This is a genomic window from Raineyella sp. W15-4 (genome assembly GCF_033170155.1).
In the GTDB taxonomy this organism is placed as follows: Bacteria; Actinomycetota; Actinomycetes; order Propionibacteriales; family Propionibacteriaceae; genus Raineyella.
This window is the reverse complement of sequence record NZ_CP137079.1, coordinates 2,378,593-2,396,180: the sequence shown is the minus strand read 5'-3', so window position 1 is coordinate 2,396,180 and position 17,588 is coordinate 2,378,593. Positions and strand designations below refer to the sequence as shown.

Annotated in this window: 20 protein-coding genes and 2 tRNA genes; 14 read left to right on the top strand and 8 right to left on the bottom strand. The window is 70.3% G+C overall.

The window, feature by feature from the left end; genetic code table 11:
• Nucleotides 1-72 precede the first annotated feature (72 nt).
• The 9 genes from proB to R0145_RS11190 all read left to right on the top strand — a co-directional run bounded on the left by proB (nt 73) and on the right by R0145_RS11190 (nt 6,511).
• Nucleotides 73-1,209, top strand: a complete 1,137-nt coding sequence (gene proB / locus R0145_RS11230) for a glutamate 5-kinase (protein WP_317836933.1) — start codon at nt 73-75, stop codon at nt 1,207-1,209.
• The gene (locus tag R0145_RS11225) at nt 1,209-3,014 is read left to right on the top strand and encodes an ABC transporter substrate-binding protein (protein WP_317836932.1); all 1,806 of its coding nucleotides are present in this window, start codon (nt 1,209-1,211) and stop codon (nt 3,012-3,014) included. Before proB ends, R0145_RS11225 begins: the two co-directional genes overlap by 1 nt.
• A 17-nt stretch (nt 3,015-3,031) precedes the next feature.
• Entirely contained in the window at nt 3,032-4,273 is a 1,242-nt protein-coding gene (locus R0145_RS11220) for a glutamate-5-semialdehyde dehydrogenase (RefSeq protein ID WP_317836931.1), read from the top strand.
• A gap of 117 nt (nt 4,274-4,390) precedes the next feature.
• On the top strand, nt 4,391-4,543 hold the full coding sequence (locus tag R0145_RS11215; RefSeq protein ID WP_317836930.1) for a hypothetical protein: 153 nt from the start codon (nt 4,391-4,393) through the stop codon (nt 4,541-4,543).
• A gap of 50 nt (nt 4,544-4,593) precedes the next feature.
• On the top strand, nt 4,594-5,202 hold the full coding sequence (gene nadD / locus R0145_RS11210; RefSeq protein WP_411742112.1) for a nicotinate-nucleotide adenylyltransferase: 609 nt from the start codon (nt 4,594-4,596) through the stop codon (nt 5,200-5,202).
• Between the two features lie 4 nt (nt 5,203-5,206).
• Nucleotides 5,207-5,575 (top strand): ribosome silencing factor, encoded by a 369-nt coding sequence (gene rsfS / locus R0145_RS11205; protein WP_317836927.1) that lies wholly within the window; start codon nt 5,207-5,209, stop codon nt 5,573-5,575.
• Complete coding sequence (locus R0145_RS11200; RefSeq protein WP_317836926.1) at nt 5,572-6,183, top strand: histidine phosphatase family protein; 612 nt, start codon at nt 5,572-5,574, stop codon at nt 6,181-6,183. The genes rsfS and R0145_RS11200 overlap by 4 nt, the downstream gene beginning before the upstream one ends.
• A gap of 123 nt (nt 6,184-6,306) precedes the next feature.
• Nucleotides 6,307-6,379 (top strand) — tRNA-Ala (locus R0145_RS11195).
• Nucleotides 6,380-6,438: 59 nt separating this feature from the next.
• Nucleotides 6,439-6,511: transfer RNA gene (locus tag R0145_RS11190), tRNA-Ala, on the top strand.
• On the opposite strand, the gene R0145_RS11185 is transcribed toward R0145_RS11190, so the two are convergent.
• The 3 genes from R0145_RS11185 to R0145_RS11175 all read right to left on the bottom strand — a co-directional run bounded on the left by R0145_RS11185 (nt 6,502) and on the right by R0145_RS11175 (nt 7,442).
• On the bottom strand, nt 6,502-6,711 hold the full coding sequence (locus tag R0145_RS11185) for an XRE family transcriptional regulator (RefSeq protein ID WP_317836925.1): 210 nt from the start codon (nt 6,709-6,711) through the stop codon (nt 6,502-6,504). The two genes, R0145_RS11190 and R0145_RS11185, sit on opposite strands and share 10 nt — an antisense overlap.
• A 186-nt stretch (nt 6,712-6,897) precedes the next feature.
• Complete coding sequence (locus R0145_RS11180) at nt 6,898-7,203, bottom strand: type II toxin-antitoxin system RelE/ParE family toxin (RefSeq protein WP_317836924.1); 306 nt, start codon at nt 7,201-7,203, stop codon at nt 6,898-6,900.
• Nucleotides 7,188-7,442, bottom strand: coding sequence for a ribbon-helix-helix protein, CopG family (locus R0145_RS11175; RefSeq protein ID WP_317836923.1), 255 nt, complete (start codon nt 7,440-7,442; stop codon nt 7,188-7,190). Before R0145_RS11175 ends, R0145_RS11180 begins: the two co-directional genes overlap by 16 nt.
• Before the next feature lie 101 nt (nt 7,443-7,543).
• Here R0145_RS11175 and R0145_RS11170 point away from each other — a divergent pair, with 101 nt between their 5' ends.
• Entirely contained in the window at nt 7,544-7,849 is a 306-nt protein-coding gene (locus R0145_RS11170) for a type I restriction-modification system subunit M N-terminal domain-containing protein (RefSeq protein ID WP_317836922.1), read from the top strand.
• Between the two features lie 132 nt (nt 7,850-7,981).
• Here the strand turns inward: R0145_RS11170 and R0145_RS11165 are convergent, their stop codons facing one another.
• Nucleotides 7,982-8,881, bottom strand: coding sequence for a winged helix DNA-binding domain-containing protein (locus R0145_RS11165; RefSeq protein ID WP_317836921.1), 900 nt, complete (start codon nt 8,879-8,881; stop codon nt 7,982-7,984).
• Nucleotides 8,882-9,008: 127 nt separating this feature from the next.
• On the opposite strand from R0145_RS11165, the gene R0145_RS11160 reads away from it, so the two are divergent.
• Nucleotides 9,009-9,914, top strand: a complete 906-nt coding sequence (locus tag R0145_RS11160; protein WP_317836920.1) for an SDR family oxidoreductase — start codon at nt 9,009-9,011, stop codon at nt 9,912-9,914.
• 24 nt (nt 9,915-9,938) lie between these two features.
• Here the strand turns inward: R0145_RS11160 and R0145_RS11155 are convergent, their stop codons facing one another.
• Complete coding sequence (locus R0145_RS11155) at nt 9,939-10,409, bottom strand: MarR family winged helix-turn-helix transcriptional regulator (protein WP_317836919.1); 471 nt, start codon at nt 10,407-10,409, stop codon at nt 9,939-9,941.
• A 109-nt stretch (nt 10,410-10,518) separates the two neighbouring features.
• Here R0145_RS11155 and R0145_RS11150 point away from each other — a divergent pair, with 109 nt between their 5' ends.
• Together R0145_RS11150 and R0145_RS11145 are read left to right on the top strand one after the other, a co-directional pair.
• Nucleotides 10,519-11,448 (top strand): zinc-binding dehydrogenase, encoded by a 930-nt coding sequence (locus tag R0145_RS11150; RefSeq protein ID WP_317836918.1) that lies wholly within the window; start codon nt 10,519-10,521, stop codon nt 11,446-11,448.
• 159 nt (nt 11,449-11,607) lie between these two features.
• Nucleotides 11,608-12,657: an alpha/beta hydrolase gene (locus R0145_RS11145; protein ID WP_317836917.1), complete on the top strand. Its 1,050-nt coding sequence runs from the start codon at nt 11,608-11,610 to the stop codon at nt 12,655-12,657.
• A gap of 88 nt (nt 12,658-12,745) precedes the next feature.
• On the opposite strand, the gene R0145_RS11140 is transcribed toward R0145_RS11145, so the two are convergent.
• The 3 genes from R0145_RS11140 to R0145_RS11130 are packed head-to-tail and all read right to left on the bottom strand — an operon-like array spanning nt 12,746 to nt 15,884.
• Nucleotides 12,746-13,429: a fructosamine kinase family protein gene (locus R0145_RS11140; protein ID WP_317836916.1), complete on the bottom strand. Its 684-nt coding sequence runs from the start codon at nt 13,427-13,429 to the stop codon at nt 12,746-12,748.
• A gap of 50 nt (nt 13,430-13,479) precedes the next feature.
• On the bottom strand, nt 13,480-14,529 hold the full coding sequence (locus R0145_RS11135; protein ID WP_317836915.1) for a zinc-binding dehydrogenase: 1,050 nt from the start codon (nt 14,527-14,529) through the stop codon (nt 13,480-13,482).
• A complete protein-coding gene (locus R0145_RS11130) occupies nt 14,526-15,884 on the bottom strand; it encodes an aspartate aminotransferase family protein (RefSeq protein WP_317836914.1) in 1,359 nt (452 codons plus the stop codon). Before R0145_RS11130 ends, R0145_RS11135 begins: the two co-directional genes overlap by 4 nt.
• Before the next feature lie 491 nt (nt 15,885-16,375).
• Here R0145_RS11130 and R0145_RS11125 point away from each other — a divergent pair, with 491 nt between their 5' ends.
• Complete coding sequence (locus tag R0145_RS11125) at nt 16,376-17,569, top strand: MarR family transcriptional regulator (protein WP_317836913.1); 1,194 nt, start codon at nt 16,376-16,378, stop codon at nt 17,567-17,569.
• Nucleotides 17,570-17,588: the final 19 nt, after the last annotated feature.

Here is a 17,588-nt window from a genome sequence, read left to right as displayed (position 1 = left end):
CGGGGACGAGGACACCGGGGACCACGGGGAGCGGAACACCGCGGAGGACGGAGAGCACGGGGAGCCCGAGCGGTGAGCAACGGCGTCGAGACGTCCCTCGACCGGTCCGCGCTGTCCTCGTGCGGTCGGCTGGTGATCAAGGTGGGCTCGTCCTCGCTGACCCGGGCCGACGGACACCTGGACGTGATGCACATCGCGATCCTCGTCGACACGATCGGTGCGGCCCGGGCCCGCGGCCAGGAGGTCGCCCTGGTGTCGTCGGGCGCGATCGCCGCCGGCCTGCTGCCGCTGGGACTGAACCACCGGCCGTACGACCTGCCGACCCAGCAGGCCGCCGCGGCGGTGGGGCAGGGCCAGCTGCTGGAGCTCTACACCGCACTGTTCCGCCGGTTCGGGCTGTCCGCCGCCCAGGTGCTGCTGACCACCGGCGACCTGGAGTACCAGGAGCGCTACCACAACGCCCGCGAGACGCTGGACCGGCTGTTGGAACTCGGCGTCGTGCCGATCGTCAACGAGAACGACACGGTCGCCACCCAGGAGCTCCGGTTCGGCGACAACGACCGTCTCGCGGCGCTCACCTCCCACCTGTTGCACGCCGATGCGCTGCTGCTGATCTCCGATGTCGATGCCCTCTACACCGCGCATCCCGAGACGCCGGGCGCCCGGCGGATCAGCCTGGTCCGCTCCGCCGACGACCTCGCCGGGATCGACATCTCCCGGCGCGGCAGCGCCGTCGGCACCGGCGGGATGGTGACCAAGCTGGAGGCGGCCCGGATCGCCACCGGTGCGGGGATCGCCGTCGGGCTGACCGATCTGGAGCACCTGTCGGGCTTCCTCGCCGGGGAGGACGTCGGGACGTTCTTCGTCCCCACCGGAAAGCGTCGCCCGGCCCGGCTGCTGTGGTTGGCCCACATCAGCGATCCGGACGGTGCGCTGGTGCTCGACCAGGGGGCGGTCCGGGCGGTCGCGGAGCGCAAGGCCTCGCTGCTGCCGGCCGGGATCACCGCGATCCGCGGCACCTTCGACGTGGGTGACCCGGTCGACCTCGTCGACGAGCGCGGCAAGGTCGTCGCGCGGGGCCTGGTCAACTACGCCTCCGCCGACCTGAAGAGCATGATCGGCCACCACACCTGGGACCTCGCCGCCTCCTACGGGGAACGCTTCCAGCGCGCCGCCGTGCACCGGGACTCCCTGGTGGTGCTGCGCTGATGACCCGCCGGCCGGCCCGGATGCCCCGGCTCCTTGCCCGGACCGTCCTGGCGCTGCTCACCGGCGCCGCGCTGGTGACGCTGACCGCCTGCGGCGGACCCGGGGCGACGCCCACCCCATCCGGCTCCGCCGAGGCGACCGGCCAGGGCACCTTCGTCGTCGCGGCAGCGGTCGACCCGGTGTCGCTGGACCCGGCGCTGGTCACCGACCCGGACAGCCTGCGGATCACCCGGCAGATCTTCGAGACCCTGGTCACCCTGCCGGACGGGGCGAGCGCCGCCACCCCGTCCCCGACCGCGAGCACCGCCGCCGACAGTTCGACCTCCGGTGGCGCGCCCAGTGGCAGCTCCGGCACCGACGGCACGACGCCGAGCGCGGCCGCGTCGACCCCGGCGCAGGTCGACGACACCGTCGCCCCCGGCCTGGCCACCGCCTGGAAGGCGACCCGAGGGGGCCGGACCTACACCTTCACCCTGCGCCAGGGCGTCAAGTTCCAGGACGGCACCCCGTTCGGCCCCTCGGCGGTCTGCGCGAACATCGACCGCTGGTTCACCCTCACCGGCCGGGCCGCCGACCCCGACGTCTCCGCGGTCTACCAGGAGGTCTTCGGCGGCTTCGTCGACTCACCGAGCACCCGGCTGGCCGGCTGCACGGTGATCGGCACCCAGCAGGTGCGGATCGACCTCACCACCCCGATGCCCGGACTACTGACCCAACTCACCCGCCCGCAGTTCGGCATCCAGAGCCCGACCGCGATGGCGACGTACGGGGTGTACGACACCGGCGGCGACCCGCGCACCACGGCGTACGCGACCGCGCACCCGACCGGCACCGGGCCGTTCAGGTTCGGCGCCTGGGAGGCCGGCGTCCAGGTCGTGCTGCTCCGCAACCCCGACTACTGGGGCGCCAAGCCGACCGTCGAGCGGGTCCTGGTGAAGACCGTCAACGACCCGAAGGCACGCGGGGACGCGCTGGTCAAGGGCACCGTCGACGCGTACGACCAGATCACCCCGCTGGAGGCCGGGTCGCTGACCACCGACCCCACGGCCGGCACCCGGGTGCTGTCCCGGACCCAGCGCGACCTGACCTACCTCGGCATCGACCGCAGCACGAAGACGATGCAGGACACCCGGGTCCGCCAGGCGATCGCGATGGCGGTCGACCCGAAGGCCCTGGTGGTGCGGACCATGCCGGCGGGCTCCCAGGTCGCCGACGACCTGGTGCCGGGCCGGTCGCGCCAGCGCGCGTACGGGTACGACCCGGTGGCGGCCCGCCGACTGCTCGCCGAGGCCGGCGTGACCGACCTGAAGGTCCGGATCGGCTATCCCAGCGGGGTGCAGCAGAGCTACCTGCCGGCCCCCGAGGACCTCTACGTCGCCGTCGCCGACCAGCTGAAGGCCGTCGGGATCACCGCCGAGCCGGTGGCGATGTCGTGGCCGGCCTACCTGCAGCTGCTCGGCACGCCCTCCGACAGCGCGAACCGGCCCGATCTGCAGCTGATGGGGGTGGCGATGGACACTGCCGAACCGTCCTCGACGGTCACCCAGCTGCTCTCCGGCGGGGCAGCCGAGTTCGGCCTGGACCCGTCGTGGACCTCCGCCACCCTCAGCGGCCTGGCCGCGCTGCCGGCCGGCACCGGCCGGGACGCCGCGATCTCTGCCGCGGAGGACCACCTGCTCACCGACCCCGTGGTGGTGCCACTGGCTGTGCCGGCCGATCGGGTCGCTGTCGGCCGGCGGGTCAAGGACGTCACCGTCCGGCCGTACGCCGACGAGGTGTGGACCTCGGTGCGGCTCAACGGGTAGCGGATATCCTTGCCGGCATGGAGTTCCGTGACCAGGCCCTTGCCGCTCGTGACGCCGCCCAAGTGCTCGCCGAGACCCCGACCGGGGTGAAGAACGCCGCTCTCCACGCGATGGCGGACGCGCTGCTGGCAGCCACCGACCCGATCCTGGCCGCCAACGCCGAGGACGTCCGCACCGCCGAGGAGAACGGCACCTCCGGGTCGCTGATCGACCGGCTGCGGCTCACCCCGGAGCGGATCGCCGGGATGGCCGACGGTCTGCGCCGGATCGCCGGACTGGCCGACCCGGTCGGTGACGTGGTGCGCGGCTGGACCACCGACAACGGGCTGCGGATCCGGCAGCTGCGGGTGCCGTTCGGCGTGATCGGGATCATCTACGAGGCCCGGCCCAACGTCACCGCCGATGCCGGCGGCATCTGCCTGAAGTCCGGCAACGCCGCCCTGCTGCGCGGCTCCTCCTCCACGTACGCCTCCAACGCGGCGGTCGTCGAGGCGTTGCACGAGGGCCTGCGCAACGCCGGCCTGCCGGAGGACGCCATCCAGCTGGTCGCCGGCCCCCGCGAGGTCACCGACGAGATGATGACCGCCCGCGGCCTGGTCGACCTGCTCATCCCGCGCGGTGGCGCCGGCCTGATCAGCCACGTCGTCCAGGGCTCCACGGTGCCGGTGATCGAGACCGGCACCGGCAACTGCCACCTCTACGTCGACCGGGACGCCGACCTCGACATGGCGCTGGCGATCATGCTCAACGCCAAGACCCAGCGCCCCAGCGTGTGCAACGCGCTGGAGACGCTGCTGGTGCACCGTGACGTCGCCGACGCGTTCCTGCCGCGCGCCCTGTGGGGGCTGGGGGAGTCCGGAGTCACGGTCCATGGTGACGGCCGGACGGCCGGCTACAGCGGCGCAGTGGTGCCGGTCCGGGAGGGCGACTTCGACGAGGAGTGGCTGTCGCTGGATCTGTCGGCGAGGGTGGTCGACTCCATCGACGAGGCGATTGCGCACATCCGCCGCTACACCTCGGGGCACTCGGAGACGATCATCACCGACTCCCGGACGGCGGCCGACCGGTTCGTCGGGGCGATCGACGCGGCCGCGGTGCTGGTCAACGCCAGCAGCCGGTTCGTCGACGGCGGCGAGTTCGGTTTCGGGGCCGAGATCGGCATCTCCACCCAGAAGCTGCACGCCCGCGGCCCGATGGCGCTGCTGGAGATGACGTCGACGAAGTATGTGGTGGAGGGCGAGGGCCAGGTTCGTGCCTGACACTCGGCCGGGTGAGCGGTTGAGCGAGTTGATCGGGCGCCGGGTGGACCCGGTGGAGGCGTTCCGTCACCGGGTCCGCCCGGGACAGCCGGGGACGGAGCCGCTAGCATGACCGGCATGACCAATGCGCTGGTACTCCTGCAGGCGGGCGAAGGCCTTGTCAACCCGCTGCCGCTGCCCGAGTGGGCCTTCTTCGCCATCCCGTTCCTGATCCTGGTCGGGCTGCTGCTCACCGTCCAGCTCATCGGCCGGACCCACCCGCACAGCTGACCACTCGATTGGCCACCACTCAGACCGGCCTGGCGCGCCGCCGTGACGTCATGTACGGACGGCGGTACCGCCTGGGCGTGATGGGCGGCACCTTCGACCCCATCCACCACGGCCACCTCGTCGCGGCCAGTGAGGTCGCCGCCCGGTTCGCGCTGGACGAGGTCGTCTTCGTCCCGACGGGCACGCCCTGGCAGAAGAAGGACCGCAAGGTGTCCTCCGGCGAGGACCGCTACATCATGTCGGCGATCGCCACCTCGTCCAACCCGCGCTTCACGGTGAGCCGGGTCGATATCGAGCGGCAGGGCGACACGTACACCGTCGACACGCTGAAGGACCTGCGGGCCGAACGGGGTGACGACGTCGACTTCTTCTTCATCACCGGCGCCGACGCGCTGGCCCAGATCCTCACCTGGCGCGGGGCCGACGAGCTGTTCGACCTGGCCCACTTCATCGGCGTCAGCCGCCCGGGCACCGCGCTCGCGCCGCCGTCGGTGGAGCATCTGCCGGCCGATCGGATCACCCTGCTCGACGTGCCCGCGCTGGCGATCTCGTCGACCGACTGCCGCCAACGGGTGCGGGACGGGCTGCCGATCTGGTACCTCGTCCCGGACGGCATCGTCAACTACATCAACAAACGTGGCCTCTACCAGGAGCTGTGATTCTTTGACCGCCACCGAGCGTTCCGTCCATCTCGCCCAGGTCGCCGCGCAGGCCGCCGCCGACAAGCTCGCCACCAACCTGGTGGCGTTCGATGTCTCCGAGCAGCTGGCGATCACCGACGTCTTCCTCGTCGCCACCGCCGCGAACGACCGGCAGGTCGGCGCCGTGGTCGACGCGATCGAGGAGGCGCTGCACCGCGAGGACGTGAAACGCACCCGGATCGAGGGGGACCGGGAGCAACGCTGGGTGCTGCTCGACTTCCTCGACCTCGTGGTCCACGTGATGCAGCCCGACGAGCGGACCCTCTACGCGCTGGAGCGGCTGTGGGGCGACTGCCCCCGGATCGCGCTCGGCGTCGAGGAACAGCGGTGACCGCGTCGCGGTTGATCATCTGGCGCCACGGTGAGACCGACTGGAACCTCACCGGCCGGTTCCAGGGCCACCACGACATCCCGCTCAACGCGGTGGGGGAGCAGCAGGCCCGGACGGCGGCGCCGTTCCTGGCCGAGTGGGGACCGACCTCGATCATCTCCTCCGACCTGTCCCGGGCCCGCGGGACCGCCCAGGCGCTCGCGGACGTCACCGACCTGCCGGTCACCCTCGACGAGCGACTGCGCGAGATCAACGTGGGCGACTGGGCGGGCCGTACGATCCTCGAGGTCGTCGAGGAGGATCCCGGCGTCGGTGAGCGAATGCGCAACGGGGAGGACGTCCGCCGCTCGGCGACCGGGGAGACCTCCACCGAGCTGGGCGAGCGGATCGCCGGTGCGCTCAACGACATCGTCGAGGAGGCCGAGGACGGCGAGACCGTCGTCGTGGTCACCCACGGGATGGCCGCGCGGATCGGCTCGATCTTCTTCGTCGGCGGGTCCTACGTCGACACCCGACTCTTCGGTGGCGTACGCAACTGCGCCTGGATCGTGCTGGACACCGGCCGCGACGGAGTGTGGCGGATCCGGCAGTACAACGTGCACGTCTGAACCCCGGAGCGAGCCCCGAGTGCGGGTCCACCGGCCGCAGATGGCCCCGGATCGGCGATTTGGCGCGGTGGGCGATTCGCGCTAAGGTTCTCTGGTCGGTCCGCGCAGGACCGGCGCCCGCACGGGGCATTGGCGCAGTTGGTAGCGCGCTTCCATGGCATGGAAGAGGTCAGGGGTTCGAATCCCCTATGCTCCACTCTCTGTCCGTCCGGATCTGTTCCGGCCGGCCGGAGGTCTTCCGTACGGGAGGCATCCGGGGCATTGGCGCAGTTGGTAGCGCGCTTCCATGGCATGGAAGAGGTCAGGGGTTCGAATCCCCTATGCTCCACAATAGATGGCGGTGACTTCCACGGTTCCGCCGAGGGCTTCGACGTAGGACTTCAAAGTGGCCAAGCCCGAGCGGCCGAGGTCGCCGGGCTCCAGTGCAGAGATGATGGGCTGGGTGATGTCCATCCGCTCGACGAGTTCCCTCTGCGTCACGCCTTGCTCTTCACGGATCTCACGAAGCCGAGATCGATGGCTTAGCAAGGTGGGCGAAACGTATTCCTGTTACAAAAAAGCCGATTTTCGACGCCCTGAAGCCGAAGACGCCCCCTCTCCCCGCTGCTCTACGCCTGAACGTCCCGACCCGATTTACGCGGGTGTAACGACCGGCGGAGGTCCGAACCGCAGGGTTGGGGCCGGGAATCAGTGCCCAGACCACAACGAACCTTGTCAGCGTAGGTGACTCCGTGCGTTGCGGGAGCTGTGCAAGACCCGGACAACGAGGACCATGGTGTCGTTCGTATTCCGGTAGAACACGCCGAACGGAAAGGTCCTCATCCGCGCCCGCCGTAGCCCAGGGAACCCATCAACAGGAGGTGCGCCGTGTGGGAAGACCTGGATCCGCTCGACGACGGCGTTGAACGCTTCTGCGAAAGCCTCGCTAAGCGCGGAGTCGATCTCTGCGTAGTGGTCGCGTGCCTGGCGTAGGTCATCGACTGCGTGCCTGCCGAGCACGACGCTTACGTCGTCGGCCACAGCTCGCTGCGGACATCGGCCCAGTCGCGTATGGAGTCTGGGTGTCGATCGGCTGACTCGAGCGCTTCGACGAGACGGATCCGTTCCTCGTCGGACGGGACGTAGACCGTTTCGCCGAAGTGAGTACGCAGGGCATCCTGGATGACCTCGGAGCGGGACCGGTGCTCGACCGCCCGCGCTCGCTCCACCAGCTGGTAGAGCTCCTCGGGCAGTGTCACTGCAACCTTGCGTACCGCCATGCCAACCTCCTCCGGTATGAGCGAATCATACCGCCAGGGGAAGGGTTGAGCGAGAGACGGTCGGTCGAGATGCCGAGCTCCACAGGACGAGCTCGCGGGTCGTGAACGACCTGCGCGGTAGCGTGGACGGTTGGGACTTCAAATCCTACGTGCTGGGCATGCTGTTCTACTGGTTAATTTCCGAGAACCTCACTGCCTATATCAACGCAGGCGATCAGGATGCCGGCGATATCGGCTGCGATTACGAGCGCATTTCCGGTCGACAGACGGGGCTGGGGTGCACCTCCATGGTGGAGGAGAAAGGATTCTTCATCTGTCCCTCGGATCGTGACACTCACGATGCCATCGACATCACCAAGCTGAGCGCGAGATCGATGAGGATTTCTTCGCATGAGCAAGGTCGATGAACTGGCTCGAGATCTGTGTCCAAGGGGCGCACTTGACCACCTCGCGACGAGGAAAACCATCGTCCGACCGGGCTCGGCCGGTGGCGCAGCGATGGCGCGCCGCCTGGTGACCGTTGCCGACCCGCGGGCTTGTCAGCAGGTGGCGTACGCGATCTCCACCGACGAGGCGCCGTGCAACGTGGCGACCTGCTCGGCCTCGGCCTGCAGCGACTTCTCGGTCCGAGCCGGCAGGGGACCGAAGGTCGTGACGGTGATGGTCAACTTCCGGCCACTCTTGCGGGGACGCCAGATGCCGGTGATCCGGCCGTCGGTGAGAACCGTGCCCGGGGCGCCGACGGTCTTCCACACGTCCCGGTGGTGCTGCCTGTCGACGATCGTTTCGCGGTCACGCAACTGGGTGTACGGATCGCTGGGTGGGAGCAGCCGCACCCCCTTCGGTGTCGGCGCCGATCGCAACGATCGCAAGGCGTCGAGATCCTCCGTGAGGACCCAGGTCCTGCGACCGTACTCGACCTGAGTCATCTCGTCCTCGACCGGGCTCCACCACGGGCCGGCATCGCCGGCGCGGACTCCCAGCCATCCGGCGAAGTCGGCGCGCGTGGACGGCCCGTAGGAGTGCAGGTAGCGGCGCAGCAGCTCGGCGCGTGCGGCCTCCGGATCGATGTCCGGGATCGGCTCCTCCAGCCACTCGTCGACCAGGACGAAGGGCGCCGTGTTTCCGTCGCGTGGCGCGAAGCAGACCACTCGCTGCAGGGTGAGGATCCGCACGCAGAAGTGCACGACGGCCTCGCCGAGCGGCTGGCCGGCGGCGTAGGGGCCTTCGTGTTCCCAGATGTCGCGCTGCTGCGACGGCAGCCTGCGGGCGATCCGGTTGGCCACCTCTGTGCCGAGTTCCGCGATGGTGAGCCGGCGTCCGGTCAGCACGTCGCCGATCTCGGCGCCGGCCAGGTCGACCGCCTCGGTGAGACTGAGGCCGAGCCGGTCCACCGCCGGTCCCACTCCGAGATCGTCTCCGGAGACCTTCACAGCCACCCACGCAGACTATCGCCGAGCCGTGCTGTCTCCGAGCCGTGCTGTGACCGGGCGCACAATGGTGGAGAGGTGGCCGACACGTCACGCCCGTCACCTCAGCGCCGGTACCGCCGGAGAGGAGCTCATCATGAGTGAGAGCCAGCCCGTCCTTGTGGTCGGGGCCACCGGCTACGTCGGTGGCCAGGTGGTCGACGAACTGCTGGCGCGGAACAGGCCCGTACGGGCGCTCGTCCGCCCCGGGACCGCCGCCGGCCGGCTCAAGGCCAAGGGTGTCGAGGTCGCGCGAGGCGATCTGCTCGACCCGGCGTCGTTGGAGACCGCGATGACCGGCGCGGACGCCGTGGTCACGACCGCTGCCGGGTACACCCGCCGGCTGCCGAACGCCGATGAGGTCGACACCGTCGGCCAGGCGAACCTGGGGACTGCGGCCGCCCGTGCGGGCGTCCGGCGGTTCGTCCTGACCAGCATCCTCACCTGCGACCAGACCCCCGAGGTCCCGCACTTCTGGCACAAGAAGCTGGCCGAGGACCACCTCGAAGCCGTCGGGGTGCCGTTCGTGGCGCTGCGTCCCGGCGCGTTCCTCGACAACTTCACCCGCTACGGAGCCGATCCCTTCGCCACCGGCCGGCTGATCCCGACGGGATTGCCCGACGCGGTGATGACCTTCGTCCTCACCGCGGACCTGGCCCGGTACCTGGCCGAGGCGGTCGACGCGCCCGGTGTCGACGGCGAGCGGATCGACATCGGCTGGACCCGCCCGGTCTCCGCGGCCGAGGTCGCCGAGATCGCCTCCCGGCTCCTCGGCCGGCGGATCGAGGTGAGCACGCCGGCGGACCTGCCGCGATCTGCGGGCGATCGGGGCGGTCCGAGCTGGACGATGACCGCGGACATGCGAGCCATGACCGACTGGTTCAGCAGCGGCCGGTACGTCGCCGACTCCACCCGGCAGGGCCAGGTGTTCGGCGCGGTGCCCACTCCCGAGGAGGCGATCACCAGGTTCCTCGTCGGCCTCGGTCACGAGGTGCGCGGCTGAACCACGACGGCCGATGCACTGCACTCATCGTGCGGAATCGTCTGCCGGGCCGGGGGCGGCCCCGGTGAGGGCGCTCCGTACGTCGCGGAGCACCCCGATGGCCTGGTCGAGCCGGCCCCCGAACCGAGCCGAGAACTCGATCAGCAGCGGCGCGCGTGCCTCCCGCGCTCGGGCGGCCAGGTCCCGACCGCGGCTGGTCAGTTCCAGGACGACCGCACGGCCGTCGCTCTCGGAGGCCCGCCGGGCGACCAGTCCGTCGGCGACGAGCTTCGAGACCAGCCGACTCGGGTGCCCGGACTCGGCGACGAGGTGATCGCCGAGCCGTTTCAGGGTGACCGGGCCGAGCTGGCCCAGTGCCATCAGCGCCTCGGCCTGCACGCAGGTCAGACCCAAGGGGCGGAAGAGGGTCGTCAGCGCACCGTTCAGCTCGGTCACCAGGCTGCGGACCTCGAAGGAGAACGCCAGGACGGACGCCTCGGACGAATCGTGTGACATGTCACCTTGTTCGGGTAGGGTGTATTTCATGACATGTTATCCAGATGAGTCGGATCGTTACGTCCTTCGCGTCGATCGGTTCGGCGTCGTTCCGGCTCCGCGCAGGGAGGTGACGCCGCGGCGTCGGCTCGCCGGCCGCGCGCTCGTCCGGATCACGCACGCCTCGGTCGGCATCACCGATGCGATGGCGGTGCGCGGGGACTATCTGCTGCACCCCCTCCCGGGGTTCATCCCCGGCTACGACGTCGTCGGCACCATCCAGTGCCTCCCGGACCACGCCGACACCGGGCTGGTCGTCGGCCAACGGGTCGCCGGCATCCTGCCGCGGATGGGTGCCCATGCCACCCTCGTCGCGGTCCATCCCTCGCTGCTGGTGCCGGTCCCCGACGGGCTCGACAGCGCGACCGCCGCAACGCTGCCCCTGGACGCGGTCACCGCGACGCTCGCCCTCGACGCGCTGCCTCAGGGCGACGGCACTGTCCTCGTCCAGGGGGCCGGCGGAGCCGTCGGCGCCTGGGCAGTGCAACTCGCCCGCGCGGCCGGCCGCACCGTGTACGGCACCGCCTCGGCCCGCTCGGGCGCGTTGGCCGAGCTCCTCGGGGCGACGGTGATCGACTATCGCGACCCGACCTGGATCGACCGGGTGATCGCCGAGTCCGGGGGCGGCGTCACGGGAGTGATCGACCACGCCGGTGGCCGGTCCATCCGTCGCGCCGTCCGCCGCGACGGGCGGATCGTACGGATCGCGTTCGGCGGAGTCCCGGGCCGACAACGCTCGGCCGCCGCGAGGGGTGCTCTCCTCGCGGGCCTGCACCGGTTCGCCCGCCCGAGCGAGTGGATCGTGTCCGTGCCGGTCAGCGCGTCGGCCCACCGCGCTCGATACCGGCAGATCCTCGGCGATCTTCTCCGCCGGGGGAGCCTCGGGGAGCTGACCGCTCCGCGACCACGGCTGTTCCCGCTCCGGGACTACCCGTCGGCGCTGTCCGCCGCCACGGCGGGCGAACCGGGCGTCAAGCCGGTGCTCACCCCGGTCGACTGAGCTCACCTCGGTCGAACTCACGCCGGCCGACCGGCCAACCTCCGACGAACCGGCCAGGACCTGGCCGAAGCCGCAGCTCACCTTTCCCGGACATGCCACCGCCCGGCGGTACCGTGGCGTCGGCACGGCAGCAGCTGGAGTCATCGGGAAGGCAGACGCATGCGCAGGGTGCTCACGATCATCGGCCTCGTGGTGGGCGGCGGCCTGGCGGCCGGTGCGATCGGCGCCGGAGGCTGGTGTTACCGCAACGCCACCTACCTCGAGCGGGGGATGGCTGCTGTCGCCGGAGCCGGCTACACCGAGAAGCAGACCACCGTCGACGGCTCGGTCATCCACTACGCCGAGGGGCCCGACAACGGGCCGGCGCTGCTCCTCATCCACGGCCAGGAGGTCGACTGGAAGAACTACCGGAGGGTGTTGCCCGAGCTGTCCCGGCGCTACCACGTCTTCGCGGTCGACTGCTACGGACACGGGTCGTCGGCCCGCGTCCCGGAGAAGTACTCTGCCGCCGCGCTGGGCCGCGACCTGCACACCTTCCTCACCGAGGTCGTCCGCGAGCCGGCGATCGTCGCGGGTCATTCCTCGGGCGGACATCTGGCGGCATGGCTCGGGGCCAACGCCCAGGACACCGTACGTGCCGTGCTCCTGGAGGACCCGCCGTTCTTCACCACCACGATGCCGCGGGCCCGGACGACGTGGAACTACGTGGACCTGGCGACGATGACCCACACCTTCCTCGCCGCCGGCGAGACCGACTGGGTCGGGTACTCGCTCGAGCACTCCCGGATCTGGGGATTCTTCGGCGATTCGGCGGAGAACTTCAAGCGACAGGGCCGCCGCTACCATGCTGCCCACCCGGGAGAGGGCATCCGCTGGTGGTCCCTGCCCCCGGTGATGAACGAGACCTTCCGCGCCTCTGCCGGCTACGACCCGCGCTTCGGTGACGCGTTCTACACCGGCAGCTGGGACGAGGGCTGGGACCAGGCCGACACCCTGAGCCGCATCAGCGTGCCCAGCACCCTGGTCCACACCGCGGTGCGGTACGACGAGCAGGGCATCCTGATGGCGGCGATGGGCGACGAGGAGGCCGCCCGGGCGCGGGACCTGCTGCCCCACGGGCGCTTCGTCAAGGTGGAGACCGGTCACGGGTTCCACGACGAGGCACCCCGGCAGTACATCGCCCTGGTCGACGAGCTGAACCGGCGCTGACCGGTCGCGGCCCGTCGTGATCGCGGCCTGACCTGGCGGTGCTCGCGTGGTGCGGGCCACCGGTGCGTCGCTGACCGCCCTCCTGCCCTCAGGCGTACGTACGGGCCATCGTGAGGGTCTCGCCGAGGTAGCCACCGCCGAAGAGGACGCAGTGCAGCAGCAGGGGCGTCAACTGGTGGAGCCCGACGCGCTGCCGCCAGCCGTCCGCCAGGGGAGAGGCGGCGTTGTAGCCGGCGAGCACATCGTCGAGGTGGGGGAGTCCGAACAGGGCGAGCAGGGCCAGGTCGGTCTCGGCATGCCCGCCGTGGGCCACCCGCTCGAGCACCGCCGCCTCGGTGCGGGTGAAGTCTCCACGGTCGACCAGCACCCGCAGATAACTGCGGAGGCGGTAGCGGGCGAAGAACTCGCCCCACCGCGCGGGCGCCTCGTTGCGGGCCACCAGGGGCGTACGGCTGCGCCCCACCACCAGCGGTCCGGACCACCCGGGCGGGGGAGCGCCGAACCACTCGGCCCCGGCCGCATGAGTGCGGGCCAGCGCCGCTCCGAAACGACGCGCAGAGTCCCGGGTCGGTGTGCCGGTGGCGATCCGCTCGATCACCAGCCGTCGCTCGTCGACCGCGTAGACCCGCGGGATGCGCGCCCCGCCAGCCGCCTCGGCGTCGGCCAACCAGCGCAGGCCGGCGGCCTCGCCGCAGGTGTTTACCGCGGCCGAGGTGCCGGCCCGCTTCACCACGGCGGGGCCGTCAGGCCAGTCCTCGATCACTGTCGGCACCTCGGCGAGGCTACGCCACCCGGTCAGCGTGCTGTTACGCCGCCATGTCGTTACGCCGCCATGTCGATCAGTGGCTTGACGGTGGCGCGTCGATCCAACAGGTCGTAGGCGGTGGTGATGTCGGTGAGCGGGAGCCGATCGGTGAAGACCGCCCCCGGGTCGACCGTTCCGTCGAGGACCTTCGGCAACAGGCCGGGAAGGTAGTGACGGACCGGGGCGACGCCCCCGGTGACGGCGATGTTGCGTGGGAACAGAGTAGCCAGGGTCAGCTCCACCCCGTGCGGCAGACCGACGTAGCCGATCGTTCCACCGTCGCGTGTCAGCGCCACCGCCGAGGCGAATGCGTCGGGCGTCCCTACGCATTCCAGCACGATGTCCGCGCCGAGGCCGGCGGTCTGCTCACAGACCGCCTCCACTGCCTCGTCGCCGCGGACCGGCACGGCGTGCGTCGCGCCCATCCGTCCGACCAGCTCGCGGCGCTGCTCGTGCCGACTCCCGACGACCATGACGAGCTCCGCGCCCAGCAGCGACGCGGACAGCACCGCGCACTGTCCGACGGCGCCGTCACCGACGACCACTACTCGCGAGCCCGGCTCGACCCCGGCCCGGCGCGCCGCGTGGTATCCGGTGCCCATCACGTCGCAGAGGGCCAGCAAGCTCGGGACGAGTCGGGTGTCCGGCGCTTCGCCCCGTGGCAGCGCCTCGACGAGGGTCCCTTCGGCGTACGGCACCCGGACGTACTCCCCCTGGCCGCCGGTCACCTCCTCGCGACTCCAGAAGCCGCCGTGCAGGCACGAGCTCTCCATGCCCATCCGGCAGTACGCACAGGTGCCGTCGCTGAAGCGGAAGGGCGCGATCACCCAGGCTCCGGGCCGCAACGTTCGCACCTGCGTGCCGACCTCCTCGACCACGCCGACGAACTCGTGACCGATCCGTGCGCCGGGCGTCGCCGACGACTGCCCCCGGTAGGTCCACAGGTCGGATCCGCACACCCCCGCGGCGACCACCCGGACGATCGCGTCGGTCGGCTCGATCGGGTGGGGGTCCTCGACCTGCTCGGCGCGGATGTCGTGTGGTCCGTGAAAGACTGCCGCCCTCACCCGTGTACCTGCTCGGACGCGAGGGCCTCCGGTTCCGCCGGGCCGGTGGGGTGATCGGGGATCGACCCGAGTTCGGCGGTGTCGAGGGCGACCAGCGCCTCCTCGAGGATGGCCAGGCCGTCGTCGAGGACATCGCGGGTGACATTGAGCGGTGGGGCGAAGCGGATGCCGTTGTGGCGTACGCCGCAGTTGAGCAGCAGCAGTCCCGCTCGGCGGCACCGCTCCTGGAGCGTGGCGACGAGATCGCCGCCGGGCCGGCCGTCCAGGTGATTGAGCTCGATGGCGAGCATCAGTCCCAGGCCGCGGACGTCGCTGACGATGTTGACCCGGTCGGCGATGCGTTCCAGACCGGCGCGCAGGTAGCTGCCCTGTTCCCGACAATTCTCCAGGACGGCGCTCTCGGCATACTCGTCGAGCACGGCCAGCGCCGCCACGGCGGCGATCGGGTTCCCACCGAAGGTGGTTCCGTGTGTGCCGGTGGCCCACCGTGCCATGATCTCCGGCGTCGACACGATGGCGCTCATCGGCACGCCTCCGGCGATCGCCTTGCCGAGGGTCACGATGTCGGGAACCACGTCGAAGTGCTCCGAGGCGAACATCTTCCCGGTCCGGCCGTACCCTGCCTGGATCTCGTCGAAGATGAGCAGGATGCCGTGCTGGTCACAGATTCTCCGCAGTTCCTTCACGAAGCTGGTCGGCGGTACGTGGTAGCCGCCCTCGCCCTGCACGGGCTCCATCAGAATCGCGGCAACCGTTTCCGGCGCCACGATGTAGTCGAGCAGCCGCTGCAGCTCGGTGAGGGCGTAGTGGCCCCGTTCCTCGGTGTCGAGACCTTCCGGGCACTGCTCGGGGGAGGGATAGGGCGTGAAGTACACCCCGCCGACCAGCGGCTCCACCCACTTGCGGTACGCGGCGTTCGACCCCGTCACCGTCGTCGCTCCGAAGGTCCGTCCGTGGAACGACCCGCGGAAGGCGATGATCGCCGGCCGGTTGGTGGCGACACGGGCCAGTTTGAGTGCCCCGTCGGTGGCCTCCGCGCCGCCGTTGGAGAAGAAGGTGCAGCCGAGCTCGCCGGGTGCGAGTTCGGCGATCCGTCGGGCGAGTTCACCGGTCGCCTCGTAGCCCACCGCGTTGAACGCCGCCGTCATCAGTGTCTCCGTCTGGCGCTGCACGGCTGCCACCACCCGGGGGTGGCAGTGTCCGAGGCTGTTCACGGCGATCCCCTGGATCCAGTCGATGTAGCGCGTGCCATCGGTCCCGGTGAGGTAGGAGCCCGATCCGCTCGCGGCCACAATGTCGGTACTGCGTGCCAGGGCGGGGCTCAGATAACGCTTGTTCTCGTCAAAGGTCGACATCGGCATCTCCTCGATCACGGGGTCTGCGACGTCCGGGGACGGACGTCGTACGAACAGGACCATCCTCTGACGCAATTATTTTCATTACGCAAAGAATCTGTTGCGGGGACGTTGCATGACTCTCACCGCGCCGTTGCCTGGAGCGCGTTCAATGAGGTTCGCGGCGATCGGCCGACTTCCCGCTGCCTCCGCCACACCCTGCTGGATCTGTCTGATGCTTGCCATATCGGAGAGCGACTGGGCGGCGGACAGCCGGTCGAGGCCTTGGGAGGTCGCTACCATGGCGAGGACCGGTGATTCTTGCGCGATCAGAGTTTCTTGAGGACGCTGTCCCTCGTCGCGTCGTACGCGCCGGGAGGCCCCTGAGGGCGCCGTGATCAAGGACAGCGTGATCGAGGACAGAGGGGAGGGCTGCTCCAGTGAGTTCGGGAGTGCGCGAGGATGCGGTGACGTCGACCGTCACCGATGACAGGGCGCCCACTCGTGACACCGTGAGATCGTTGGTCGTCAAGGCCGCCTTCACCTCCCCACCGGCGACCCGCGGGGAGATCGCGATGCGCACCGGGGTGAGCATCCCCTCGGTTTCTCGTGCCGTGAAGGACCTGCTCGCCGAGGGTTTGCTCGAGGAGGGCCCGGTCGTCGCGCGGCGTGGCGCGGGGCGTCGGTCGCAGGGGCTGCTACCCGCCCGCGCCCTCGGCTGTGTCATCGGCGTCGATTTCGGCCCCGCGATGACGCGCGCAGTGTGCCGGGACATGGCCGGGCGGATCCTGACGACGTGGGAGGGCGAGACCCCGGAATCCGGCGAGGCGGAGGCCCAGGTCCGGTGGATCGGCAGTGTCGTTCCTCAGATGCTCGGCAGCGGGCTGATGGATCTGCCGGTCCGCCATCTCGTCCTCTCCTTCCCCAGCCGGGTGACGGAGCGCCGGGCGGGTCTGTTCGACGTCCGTGACGGGGCCCGGCCCCAGCCGGAGCCGATCATGGTCGCCGACGAACTGGCCCGGCGGTTCGGGTTCCCGGTGACTTTCGAGAACGAGTCGGTGGCGGCGCTGGTCGCCGAGCTGGATGCCATGCCCGAGCCGCGGCCCTACTGTGCGGTCCTGATCTCGGTCTCCCAGCGGGTGACCGCAGCGATCGCGCTGGGTGGGGTGATCATGCGCGGTGAGCGCCAGGCCGCCGGGATGATCGGGGGACTGCCGTTCGGTGGCTCCGGGGAACCGGTCAGCACCGCGCTCACCATGCCGGCGATCGCCCGGGAACTGGATCGGATCGGGCTGGCGATGACCGGCTGGAACGAACTCATCTCGGGGGACAGCAGCAGCGAGCGGATCGACCGGATCCGTGAGCGCTTCATCGCCGGGCTGACGCTGGTCACCGCCGCGGTGGCAGGCAGCGTCGATCCCGATGTGGTCATCTATGACGGTAGGGTCCTGCCGCTGGTCCATCAGGTCCTCGACGACGTCCGTACCCGGCTCGACGGGGTCCTCCCGGTGGTGCCGGAGCTGCGGTTGAGCCGCGACTCGAGTCTGTTCTCCTCGGCCAACGGAGCCGCTCTGCTCGCTCTGGATGCGGCAAAGAGGTCATTGCTCGACGCAGTGGTCGGGGCGCCGGGCGGTCAGGTTCGGGTGCTGTCGAAGCCGAATGCCCCGGAGGTTCCGGATCTCCCCGGCCCGGATACGGACCGCTGACCTCGCGGGCGCCAGCCTG

Bases quoted from the DNA above. Each gene is read 5' to 3' on its own strand.
- nadD (WP_411742112.1), top strand. From the start codon at position 4,594: ATGTACGGACGGCGGTACCGCCTGGGCGTGATGGGCGGCACCTTCGAC.
- R0145_RS11220 (WP_317836931.1), top strand. From the start codon at position 3,032: ATGGAGTTCCGTGACCAGGCCCTTGCCGCTCGTGACGCCGCCCAAGTG.
- R0145_RS11215 (WP_317836930.1), top strand. From the start codon at position 4,391: ATGACCAATGCGCTGGTACTCCTGCAGGCGGGCGAAGGCCTTGTCAAC.
- R0145_RS11175 (WP_317836923.1), bottom strand. From the start codon at position 7,442: ATGGCGGTACGCAAGGTTGCAGTGACACTGCCCGAGGAGCTCTACCAG.
- R0145_RS11130 (WP_317836914.1), bottom strand. From the start codon at position 15,884: ATGTCGACCTTTGACGAGAACAAGCGTTATCTGAGCCCCGCCCTGGCA.
- R0145_RS11145 (WP_317836917.1), top strand. From the start codon at position 11,608: ATGCGCAGGGTGCTCACGATCATCGGCCTCGTGGTGGGCGGCGGCCTG.
- R0145_RS11225 (WP_317836932.1), top strand. From the start codon at position 1,209: ATGACCCGCCGGCCGGCCCGGATGCCCCGGCTCCTTGCCCGGACCGTC.
- R0145_RS11160 (WP_317836920.1), top strand. From the start codon at position 9,009: ATGAGTGAGAGCCAGCCCGTCCTTGTGGTCGGGGCCACCGGCTACGTC.
- R0145_RS11155 (WP_317836919.1), bottom strand. From the start codon at position 10,409: ATGTCACACGATTCGTCCGAGGCGTCCGTCCTGGCGTTCTCCTTCGAG.